Raw genomic sequence first — 10,195 nt, 5'->3', positions numbered from 1 at the left:
GGCGGCCGCGGCGGCCTCGGCCACGCCGATGCGCAGCAGTCCGGGAGCGGGCGCGCCGCCGTGGGGATCGCCTGGCTCGCCGTACCACAGGCAGGCGTGCCGGTCGGCGTCGACGCGCGGCCCCCACAACGCGGGGTCGACCGGTCCGAAGAGCACGACCGAGGGCGTGCCGTAGGCGGTCGCCAGGTGCGCGACGCCGGTGTCGCCGCACACCACCACAGCGGCGCGCGAGACCAGGGCGGCCAGCTCCGGCAGCGGCGTCCGCCCGGCCGGCACCCGCTGCTCGCCCAGCCCCGCTCGGCGCGCGACCTCCAGCGCGAGCGGCCGCTCCGCCGCCGATCCCGTGACCACGACGTCGAGCCCCCAGGCGGCCAACCGCTGAGCCAGGGCCGCGAAGCGCTCGGGCGGCCAGCGCCGCGCGGGAAAGGCCGCGCCCGGGTGCACGACGGCGGCGCCCGCGTGCTCCTTCGGCGGCCGGGGAAGCGGCAGCCGCAGGTCGGTGGGGTCGGCACTGATGCCGTAGTAGGCGAGCAGGTGGCACCACAGGTCGACGTCGTGGGTCCGCCCCGGCCACTCGGGACCCGGGGGCCCTCCGGCGGCGGGAGAGGCGTGGGTCCACAGCCGCCCCGGCCCCAGCGCACGCAGCGCCCGTACCGATCCGGGGCCGCTGCCGTGCAGGTTCACCGCGGTGTCGGGCGGTGCGGAATAGGGCCACGGCGGGGTCCGGGGGCCCGCGGTCGGCAGCACCGACCACTCCAGCCCTGCGAGCGACAGCAGGTCGGCGTGGGCGCTGGGAGCGGCGAGGTGGATCGCGGCTGCGGGGTGGGCGCGCTCCAGCGCCCGGAACGCGGGAACCGCCGTGAGGAAGTCGCCCAGGCCCAGCGCGCGCAGCACCAGCAGGCGCGGCCGCGCCTCCCCGCTGCCGCGCTGGGGGCCCGTGGCCGCCGCGGCGCCGCTCATGGTGGCGCCGCTACCGCAGCCCGTGCGGGGCAAACGCGCGGGCCCGGGCGGAGCGCCGCCCGGGCCCGGATCGGCGAGCGCGCCGGGTCAGGTGTTGGCCCGGCTTCCGCTGATCGATGCCAGCACCGACGAGGGGTCGCGCTCGACTGCGAGGTCGCCCAGCGAGACGACGCCCACGACGCGGTCGGCGTCGATCACCGGCAGCCGCCGCACCGCGCTCTCGCGCATGATGCGCACAGCCTCGTCGATGCTGTCGTCGGGGCCCACCACCGACAGGCGGCCGCTGAGGGCGCCGCCGGCCGTGGCGGTGCCGCAGTCGGCGCCGTCGGCGACGCAGCGCACCACGATGTCGCGGTCGGTCAGCACGCCCAGCGCCGAGTCGTCCTCGGTCACCACCACGTCGCCGATGTCCTTGTCCCGCATGATGACGGCGATCTCGTACAGCGTCGTCTGCGGAGACACGGTGTAGGGAGGCTGGGTCATGATCTCCCGAACCTGCTCGGCCATTGGATCCTCCTGCGTTGCGGCTGTCCCGGATACCGGGTTCGCCCAGGGGGCCCGCACCCCCGCCCGCCGCTCCGGCGCCGGGCGGCGGCGTCCGGGTCGCTCCTCGGCCTCTGTGCGCCCACTACCGCGGTCTCGCGGGGCCAAACCACGCCGCGCGCCGCTCCCGCGGCGGCCCGGGCCCGGACGCCGGGGCGAAGCCCTGGTTAGGCAGGCGTCGCTGCGGGTAGCGGCGCGCTCGCCGATCCGGGACCGGTCGGGCGGTACCGGACGGCGGGGGAGAGCAGGAGGACGGCGATGGCCCTGGAGCGCGGTGAGCGGGCGAAGCTGGACCGGATCGGCCGGCACCTCGCCCGGGAGGACCCCGACTGCCGCCGGCGCATGCGCGCGTATTCCGAGCGGCTCGCCCGAAACGCCGGAGAGGCCGACCGCGAGCCGGCGCCCTGGGCGGCCGTCCTGCTGGTGTGGGCGGCCGTGCTCACGTCGGCGCTGGTACTTCTCGCCGCCACGGTCGGCGCCGTCTGAGCACCCGACCGCCGCGGCACCCCGCTTCGCGCGCCCCCGGGCCCGGACCTGTCGGGCACCCGAGCGGCCGCGTCCACGCCTTCACGAACGAACCGGCCTGTGCCCGGGCGAGACGAACGGAGTCCCGATGACCCAGACCGTGCAGTCGGAGCGCGAGGCCTCGCATGAGCGCGGTCCGATCGCCGGCGGATCGACCTTCGTCAGCTGGATGTCCTCCACCGATCACAAGGTGATCGGCAAGATGTACCTCATCACCTCGTTCGGGTTCTTCGTCGCGGCCGGCGTGATGGCGATGCTGATCCGCGCCGAGCTGATGTGGCCGGGCATGCAGGTCGTGACCCACGAGGGCTACAACCAGCTGTTCACGATCCACGGCACGGTCATGATGCTGCTGTTCGCGACCCCGCTGTTCGTGGGGTTCGCCAACGTGATCGTGCCGCTGCAGATCGGCGCGCCCGACGTGGCCTTCCCGCGGCTCAACATGTTCAGCTACTGGCTGTTCCTCTTCGGCGGGCTGATGGTCGTCGGCGGCTTCCTCACGCCCTCGGGAGCGGCCAGCTTCGGCTGGTTCGCCTACACGCCGCTGTCGGACGAGGTGCGCTCGCCCGGCCTGGGCGGCGACCTGTGGGTGCTGGGCCTGCTGGTGTCGGGCCTGGGCACCATCCTGGGCGCGGTCAACTTCCTGACGACGATCGCGGTGATGCGCGCGCCGGGGATGACCATGTTCCGGCTGCCGCTGTTCACCTGGAACACCGTGTTCACCGGTGTGCTGATCCTGCTCGCGTTCCCGGTGCTGACCGCGGCGCTGGCGGCGCTGGCAGCCGACCGCATCCTCGGGGCCCAGGTCTACGACGCGTCCCACGGCGGGGCGATCCTCTGGCAGCACCTGTTCTGGTTCTTCGGCCATCCCGAGGTCTACATCGTCGCCCTGCCGTTCTTCGGGATCGTCACCGAGGTGATCCCGGTCTTCTCGCGCAAGCCGCTGTTCGGCTACGGGGGGATGGTCGCCGCCACGCTGACGATCACCGGGCTGTCGATGACGGTGTGGGCCCACCACATGTTCGCCACCGGCGCGGTGCTGCTGCCGCTGTTCTCATTCCTGTCGTTCCTGATCGCCGTGCCGACCGGAATCAAGTTCTTCAACTGGATCGGCACGATGTGGCGGGGCCAGCTCACCTTCCCGTCGGCGATGCTGTTCTCCGTTGGGTTTCTGGTGACGTTCCTGTTCGGCGGGCTGACGGGGGTGATCCTGGCCTCGCCGCCGCTGGACTTCCACGTCACCGACTCCTACTTCGTCGTGGGCCACTTCCACTACGTGCTCTTCGGCACCGTGGTGTTCGCGATGTTCTCCGGCTTCTACTTCTGGTGGCCCAAGATGACCGGGAAGATGCTCCACGAAGGACTGGGCAAGGCGCACTTCTGGTCGCTGTTCGTCGGGTTCCACACCACGTTTCTGGTCCAGCACTGGCTGGGCGTGGAGGGCATGCCCCGCCGGTACGCCGACTACCTGCCCTCCGACGGGTTCACCGCGCTCAACATCGTCTCCAGCATCGGGTCGTTCGTCCTGGGCGCCTCGACGCTGTTCTTCCTCTGGAACATCTGGCACACGGCGCGCACCGCGCCCAAGGTCGAGACCGACGACCCCTGGGGCTACGGGGGCTCCCTGGAGTGGGCCACCTCGTGTCCGCCGCCGCGGCACAACTTCACCACGCTGCCGCGGATCCGCAGCGAGCGGCCGGCGTTCGACCTCAAGTTCCCGCGTGTTCCGCGGCCCGAGAACACCGCGAACGCGGTGGAGAACTGAGGACGCGGTGGAGAGCTGAGCAAGAATCCCGCGCAGTGCCGGGCTCGGCAGGCCGGGGGCGCCCGGCGGAGCGCTGAGGGGCGCGCGGACGCGGCCGGGCGCTGCGGCGCGCGGGCCGCGGCGGTGGCTCGGGGCGCCGCCCGGTCGGCCGCCCGCGACTACAATCGGGCGGCGTCGGCGGCCCCGATCAGCGCGCCCGGCACGCTGTGCCGAAGGGCGCGCCCGCGAGACCGGGACGGACGGTCTCGCGGGCGCGGTCAGGGTGCCCGGGGGCCGCTCGGCGGCGCCCCGCGCGGGTGGCCGGGCAGCCGCGCCCCCGCTCGGCGCGGGCGACGGCGGGGTGCGGCGCCGGGAGGGCGCTGCCGCGGTGGTGCCCGCCGGCGCGGGCCGGGCGCGGTACCGGTACGGCCGACCCGGATTCCGCATTTGGTTGAGGATTGAACGATCCGGCGGGAATTCTACCCGCTCAACGCGCCGCGGCCGAATCGTGCCGGACGCAACCGCCCGTGGGTGCGCCCCGCCCCGAGGGCGCGGCGCACCGTCGGTCACTGCTTCGTGGCGTGCTCGGGACGCACCGAGATCACGATCCGCTCCTCGTCCGGCGCGGCCCACGGGTAGCGGTCCCGGCCGAGGTAGCGCTTGGCCAGGTGGTCGATGAAGGCGTTGCCGTCGTCCTCCTCGATCGACTCCACCCGGCCGCGCACCTCCACGTAGCGGTACGGGTCGTCGGGGTCCTGCACCGACATCGCGATGCGGTCGTCGCGCAGCAGGTTGCGGTACTTCTGCCGACCGCGGGTCTGGCTGAAGCGGACGTGGTCGCCGTCCCAGTCGATCCAGACGGGGTTGGCCTGCGGCTCGCCGTGCGGACCGAGCGTCGCCACGTGCGCGAAGCTGGGTTTGTGCAGAATGTCTTCGCGGTCATCGGGGATGGTGTTCATGCGGCTCCTTTCACCGGCGGTCACACGCGGCTATCCCCTATCACGACGCAGCCGGTCCAAACGTCCTCCGTCCCGGTGGGGGCGGAGCCCCTGCGCAAGCGCCCCGCCTGCCCCCTCGGCGCGCCCGGCCTGACCGGCGGTTTCGCCGACGGGGCCACGGGTAGCGGCGGCCCCGGAGGCGACCTCGGCGCGCGGCGGAGACCGCGCGCCGCGCGCCGACGCTGAGACCGAACGCGGGGAACGGAGTGATGTTCCATGTCCGCCGAGCGGAACGCACCGCCGATCGCGGGCTATGAGGGCCTGCCCGTCGGAACGCTGCAGCATCGCGTCCGCGCGCTGACACAGGAGCAGATGCGCGACCTGATCGACTACGAGGCCGGACACGCCGACCGGCCCCAGGTGCTGGAGATCCTCCGATCGCGGCTGCGGGAGCTGGAGAACGGCGCCGAGCCCTCCGGCGGCGACCAGGACTTCCAGCCGGAGACCCCGCAGGCGGCCCGGGGCGGATCGGAGGTCGGCACCGGCGGGCAGGCGCCCCCGGGCAACCCGCCGCCGCACGGCGTGCCCGCCCAGCCCGCCAAGCCCAAGGGCGACAATCCGCCCGGCCCCGGAAACGGGTGAGGAAGAGCCTGCGAACACGGCCACCGGGGCGCCCGAACAGCGGGGCGCCCCGTTCCATGAGGAGGTCCCGGCGATGACACACGACTTCCCTGGGGGAGGCGGAGGCTACGACCCGCGCTCCTTCGAGGAGTTCCTGGCGCGCTTCTTCGGTTCCGGCGGCGCGCGCCGCGCCTCGCACCGCGTCGACCTGTCCAAGCTGATGGACACCGCCACCCGGGAGGTGGTGTCGGAGGCGCTCGCGCGCGCCTCCCAGAGCGACCGGACCGATCTGGACGCCGCCCACCTGCTGTGGGCGGTGCTGCGCTACGCGCCGGCGCGCGAGCTGGTCCAGCGCACCGGGGCCGACCCCGAGGCTCTGGCGGCGTCGGCCGGGAGCGAGGCCGAGCGGGCGCCCCAGGCCGGGCCGGGCGTGCCGGCGCTGACCCCGGCGGCCAAGCGCACGCTGCTCGACGCCCACCAGATAGCGCGGGCGATGGGCCGCCCCTTCATCGCTCCCGAGCACATGCTCTTCGCCCTCGCGGTCAACGGCGAGTCGCGGATGGGCCGCATGCTCGCCGAGTCCGGCGTGACCCCCGAGTCGCTGCAGTCGGCGGCGAGCTCGGGTCCCGCGCCCGCGGGCGCCGGATCGCAGAGCGGCACCGCCGCCCAGCAGGAGAGCACGACGCCCAACCTGGACGAGTTCGGCACCGACATCACCGCCCTGGCCGGCGAAGGCCGGCTCGACCCGGTGATGGGCCGCGAGTCCGAGGTCGAGCAGACCATCGAGGTGCTGGCGCGCCGCCGCAAGAACAACCCGGTGCTCATCGGCGACCCGGGCGTGGGCAAGACCGCCATCGTCGAGGGCATCGCCCAGCGGATCTCCGACAACGACGTCCCCGACACCCTCAGCGGGCGCCGGCTCGTCCAGCTCGACCTGGCCGGCGTGGTGGCCGGCACGCGCTACCGCGGCGACTTCGAGGAGCGGGTGCGCAACATCATCGAGGAGATCCGCAACGACGACAAGCTGCTGATCTTCATCGACGAGATGCACACCGTCGTGGGGGCGGGCGGCGCCGAGGGCGCGATGAGCGCGGGCAACATGCTCAAGCCGGCGCTGGCCCGCGGCGAGCTGCACATGATCGGCGCCACCACCCTCGACGAGTACCGGCAGAACGTCGAGAAGGACGCGGCGCTGGAGCGCCGCTTCCAGCCGGTGCTGGTCTCCGAGCCCAGCGTCGCAGACACCGTGGAGATCCTGCGCGGCCTGCGCGACCGCTACGAGGCCCACCACCAGGTGCGCTTCAGCGACGACGGGCTGGTGGCGGCCGCCGAGCTCTCCGACCGCTACATCTCCGACCGGTTCCTGCCCGACAAGGCGATCGACCTGGTCGACCAGGCGGGCGCGCGGGTCCGGCTGCGCGCCAAGCGGCCCAGCGTCGACGTCCGCGAGCTGGAGGAGCGCCTGCGCGAGCTGGAGGCCCGCAAGGAGCAGGCGGTCCGCGACGAGGACTACGAAGCCGCCTCGCAGGCCCGCGACGAGATCAACCGGACGCGCGAGTCCATCGCCGAGGTGCGCGACACCGGGCCCGAGCAGGTGCCCGTGGTCGGGGTCGAGGACGTCGCGGAGGTCGTCTCGCGGATCACCTCGATCCCCGTCTCCCAGCTCACCCAGGAGGAGCGCGAGCGGCTCACCGGGCTGGAGGAGCGGCTGCACGCCCGCGTGATCGGCCAGGACGAGGCCGTCACCGCGGTCGCCGAGGCGGTGCGGCGCTCGCGCGCCGGCCTCGCCTCGCCCGATCGGCCCATCGGCAGCTTCTTGTTCCTGGGGCCCACGGGCGTGGGCAAGACCGAGCTGGCGCGGGCGCTGGCCGAGGCGCTGTTCGGCTCCCAGGAGCAGATGATCCGCTTCGACATGAGCGAGTTCCAGGAGCGCCACACCGCCGCGCGCCTGGTCGGGGCGCCCCCCGGCTACGTCGGCTACGAGGAGGCCGGCCAGCTGACCGAGGCGGTGCGGCGCTCGCCCTACTCGGTCATCCTGCTCGACGAGATCGAGAAGGCGCACCCGGACATCTTCAACCTGCTGCTGCAGATGCTCGACGACGGACGGCTCACCGACGGGCAGGGCCGCACCGTCGACTTCCGCAACACCGTGGTCATCATGACCAGCAACCTGGGGTCGGAGTTCATCACCGGCGGAGGGCCGATCGGATTCATCGGCGCCGAGGAGGGCGAGCGCGACCGCGCCACCCGCGAGCGGATCATGGCGCGGCTGCGCGACGAGTTCCGGCCCGAGTTCCTCAACCGCGTCGACGAGATCATCGTGTTCGCCCAGCTCACCGAGGACGAGCTGGCGAAGATCACCCGGCTGCTGCTGGAGGAGACGGCGCGCAGGCTGCACGCCCAGGACATCGGCATCGAGTTCACCGACGACGCGGTGCGCTGGCTGGCGGCGACCGGCCACCAGCCCGAGTTCGGCGCCCGGCCGCTGGCGCGCACGATCCAGCGCAGCGTCGGCAATCCGCTGTCGTCCCGGCTGCTCAACGGCGAGCTCGCGCCGGGCGACCGCGTGACGGTGCGGGTCGGCGACCAGGGGCTGGACTTCAGCGTGGACACCAGCACCCGCCGCACCGCGGAGAGCCGCCCCGCGCAGGCGTGACCGCCGCGCCGCGGCCCCGGCCGGCCGGGCCTTCGGGCGGGCCCGGCCGGGTCCGCGGCCGCTGTCCGGCGCTCGCCCCGCCGGCGCCCGGGGCCGGAGGCGCACCGGCTTGAACGGGCGGGACGAGGCGGGTGTCGTGAGGTCCTCGTGCACGCCGCCGGACTCGGCGGCGGATTCCGGCGCGCCGCCGCCCGGCGAACCGCGGCGGCACCCCGCCGTGGCGGCGGCGATGCGCATCGCGGGTGAGCGGCTCCCGACCCCTGTCGCGGCCCAGGCCGCCGAGGACGGCCTCGGCGCGCGGGCCGCCGGCGTTCAGCGGCGGGCGCGGCGCTTTCCTGCAGACCGCGCCGGTGCCTCCGGCGGCGCCCCCCGCGACCCGCTCGCCTTCCGGTACTCATCCCGCACTTCGTCACACAGCGTGACCATAGTGCCCGATGCGGGAGGGCACCCGTTTCAGCGTCGCTGCGATTGGTAGTCGACTGATCGTGCCCACAGGGCGGGGCGTCCACCGCTGCACAAGGCGGGGGCCACGGGGGGAAGGAGTCGACGGACCATGAGGTTCCTCGGTGTCAACGCCGTATTCCACGACCCGGCCGCAGCGCTCGTCGTCGACGGCTCGATCGTGGCCGCGGCCGAGGAAGAGCGGTTCAACCGGCGCAAGCACGGCAAGCGCCCCGTGCCGTTCTCGGCGTGGGAGCTGCCCGAGCAGTCCATGCGGTGGTGCCTGGAGACCGCCGGGCTGGCGCCCGAGGACCTCGACGGCGTCGCCTACTCCTACGACCCCTCGCTGGTCCGGCCGGAGGGGGAGCGGCTCGACCCCGCCTGGGAGGACCTGCGCACCCTCTACGCCCGGCGCGCGCCCGTGTTCCTGGCCACCGCGCTGCCGGGCCTCGACTCCGCCCGGGTGCACCACGTGCCCCACCACGTCGCGCACGCGGCCTCGGCCGGGCTGGCGGCCCCGCCCGCGGGCGGCGGGCGCGACCGCGCCGTGCTCACCGCCGACGGCCGCGGCGAGGACACCGCCCACCTGCTCGGCGCCTACCGCGGCGGCGAGCTGGAGATCCTGGCGCGCCAGAGCCTTCCGCACTCGCTCGGGCTGGTCTACGAGGACCTCACCGACCACCTCGGCTTCCAGCGTTCCAGCGACGAGTACAAGGTCATGGCGCTGGCCTCCTCGGGGACCCCCCGCTTCATCGGCGCCCTGCGCGAGATGATCGCCCCCACCGGCGACGGCGGCGTCCGCGTCGGACCGGTCGACTTCGCCGCCTTCGCCAAGCGGCGCGCGCCCGGCGGCGAGGTGACCGCCGACCACGCCGACCTCGCCGCCGGAATGCAGCGGCGCCTGGAGGAGGTCCTGCTGGAGCTGGCCTCCTGGCTGCACCGCGAGACCGGCCTGCCGCGGCTGGCCATGGCCGGGGGAGTGGCGCTGAACTGCGTCGCCAACACCCGCATCGCCGCCGAGGGCCCGTTCGAGGACGTCTGGGTGCAGCCCGCCGCCGGCGACGCCGGAACCGCGCTCGGCGGCGCACTGCACCTGGCACGGCAAGCGGGCGAGGACGTCGCCCCCATGACGGGCGCGGACCTGGGGCGCGGCTGGAGCGAGGCGGAGCTGGCGGGCGCGCTGGAGGCGGCCGGCCTCGACTACGAGCGCCCCGACGACATCGCCGACACCGTCGCCGCCGCGCTCGCGCGCGACGAGCTGGTCGCCTGGTTCCAGGGGCGCAGCGAGTACGGCCCCCGCGCGCTGGGCCGCCGCTCCCTGCTGGCCAACCCGACCGATCCCGCCAACCTCGACCGCATCAACGCCGTGAAGGGCCGCGAGAGCTTCCGCCCCGTCGCACCGATGGTGCCCGCCGAGCGCGCGGGCGAGATCTTCGCCCGCGGCCCGCTGCCCAGCCCGTACATGCTGTTCGTGCACGACGTCGCCGAGCACTGGCGCGACCGCATCCCCGCCGTCGTGCACACCGACGGCACCGCGCGGGTGCAGACCGTCGAGCCCGGCGACGAGGTGCTCCACCGGCTCCTGCACCGCTTCGAGGCCCGCACCGGCGTCCCCGTCGTGATCAACACCAGCCTCAACACCGCCGGGCGGCCCATGGTCGACAGCCCCCGGGACGCCCTGGAGTGCTTCGGGTCCTCACCGGTGGACCTGCTTGCCATCGGGCCGTTCGCGGTGCGGCGCTCCCGGCTGAACGGGAAGGGCTGACC

Annotated in this window: 8 protein-coding genes; 5 read left to right on the top strand and 3 right to left on the bottom strand. The window is 74.2% G+C overall.

All coding sequences use genetic code 11. The annotated features are described in order from the left end of the window. Both ABD284_RS24425 and ABD284_RS24420 read right to left on the bottom strand, forming a co-directional pair. Positions 1 to 960, bottom strand: a 960-nt coding sequence (locus ABD284_RS24425; RefSeq protein WP_344148334.1) for a glycosyltransferase family 9 protein, incomplete at its 3' end; no start/stop codon positions are given. 87 nt (positions 961 to 1,047) lie between these two features. Beyond that, positions 1,048 to 1,467, bottom strand: a complete 420-nt coding sequence (locus ABD284_RS24420) for a CBS domain-containing protein (protein ID WP_344148331.1) — start codon at positions 1,465 to 1,467, stop codon at positions 1,048 to 1,050. Between the two features lie 294 nt (positions 1,468 to 1,761). Here ABD284_RS24420 and ABD284_RS24415 point away from each other — a divergent pair, with 294 nt between their 5' ends. Together ABD284_RS24415 and ctaD are read left to right on the top strand one after the other, a co-directional pair. After that, on the top strand, positions 1,762 to 1,989 hold the full coding sequence (locus ABD284_RS24415; RefSeq protein ID WP_344148328.1) for a DUF3040 domain-containing protein: 228 nt from the start codon (positions 1,762 to 1,764) through the stop codon (positions 1,987 to 1,989). A 127-nt stretch (positions 1,990 to 2,116) separates the two neighbouring features. Further along, positions 2,117 to 3,793: an aa3-type cytochrome oxidase subunit I gene (gene ctaD, locus ABD284_RS24410; protein ID WP_344148325.1), complete on the top strand. Its 1,677-nt coding sequence runs from the start codon at positions 2,117 to 2,119 to the stop codon at positions 3,791 to 3,793. 545 nt (positions 3,794 to 4,338) lie between these two features. On the opposite strand, the gene ABD284_RS24405 is transcribed toward ctaD, so the two are convergent. Then, complete coding sequence (locus ABD284_RS24405; RefSeq protein ID WP_344148322.1) at positions 4,339 to 4,731, bottom strand: PPOX class F420-dependent oxidoreductase; 393 nt, start codon at positions 4,729 to 4,731, stop codon at positions 4,339 to 4,341. A gap of 255 nt (positions 4,732 to 4,986) precedes the next feature. Here ABD284_RS24405 and ABD284_RS24400 point away from each other — a divergent pair, with 255 nt between their 5' ends. From ABD284_RS24400 to ABD284_RS24390, 3 genes are all read left to right on the top strand, one after another. Next, positions 4,987 to 5,352 carry a DUF8129 domain-containing protein gene (locus ABD284_RS24400; RefSeq protein ID WP_344148320.1) on the top strand — a complete coding sequence of 122 codons (366 nt, stop codon included), beginning with the start codon at positions 4,987 to 4,989 and terminating at the stop codon, positions 5,350 to 5,352. Between the two features lie 73 nt (positions 5,353 to 5,425). Further along, entirely contained in the window at positions 5,426 to 7,987 is a 2,562-nt protein-coding gene (locus ABD284_RS24395; RefSeq protein WP_344148318.1) for an ATP-dependent Clp protease ATP-binding subunit, read from the top strand. A gap of 553 nt (positions 7,988 to 8,540) precedes the next feature. Beyond that, positions 8,541 to 10,193 carry a carbamoyltransferase family protein gene (locus tag ABD284_RS24390; RefSeq protein WP_344148315.1) on the top strand — a complete coding sequence of 551 codons (1,653 nt, stop codon included), beginning with the start codon at positions 8,541 to 8,543 and terminating at the stop codon, positions 10,191 to 10,193. Positions 10,194 to 10,195 lie beyond the last annotated feature (2 nt).

It is taken from the genome of Streptomonospora arabica (genome assembly GCF_039531585.1).
In the GTDB taxonomy this organism is placed as follows: Bacteria; Actinomycetota; Actinomycetes; order Streptosporangiales; family Streptosporangiaceae; genus Streptomonospora; species Streptomonospora halophila.
The sequence above is the reverse complement of the archived record's forward strand: the minus strand, read 5'-3'. Positions and strand labels throughout refer to the sequence as shown.

Coding starts and splice junctions, on each gene's coding strand:
- ABD284_RS24420 (WP_344148331.1), bottom strand. CDS start 1,467: ATGGCCGAGCAGGTTCGGGAGATCATGACCCAGCCTCCCTACACCGTG.
- ABD284_RS24415 (WP_344148328.1), top strand. CDS start 1,762: ATGGCCCTGGAGCGCGGTGAGCGGGCGAAGCTGGACCGGATCGGCCGG.
- ctaD (WP_344148325.1), top strand. CDS start 2,117: ATGACCCAGACCGTGCAGTCGGAGCGCGAGGCCTCGCATGAGCGCGGT.
- ABD284_RS24405 (WP_344148322.1), bottom strand. CDS start 4,731: ATGAACACCATCCCCGATGACCGCGAAGACATTCTGCACAAACCCAGC.
- ABD284_RS24400 (WP_344148320.1), top strand. CDS start 4,987: ATGTCCGCCGAGCGGAACGCACCGCCGATCGCGGGCTATGAGGGCCTG.
- ABD284_RS24395 (WP_344148318.1), top strand. CDS start 5,426: ATGACACACGACTTCCCTGGGGGAGGCGGAGGCTACGACCCGCGCTCC.
- ABD284_RS24390 (WP_344148315.1), top strand. CDS start 8,541: ATGAGGTTCCTCGGTGTCAACGCCGTATTCCACGACCCGGCCGCAGCG.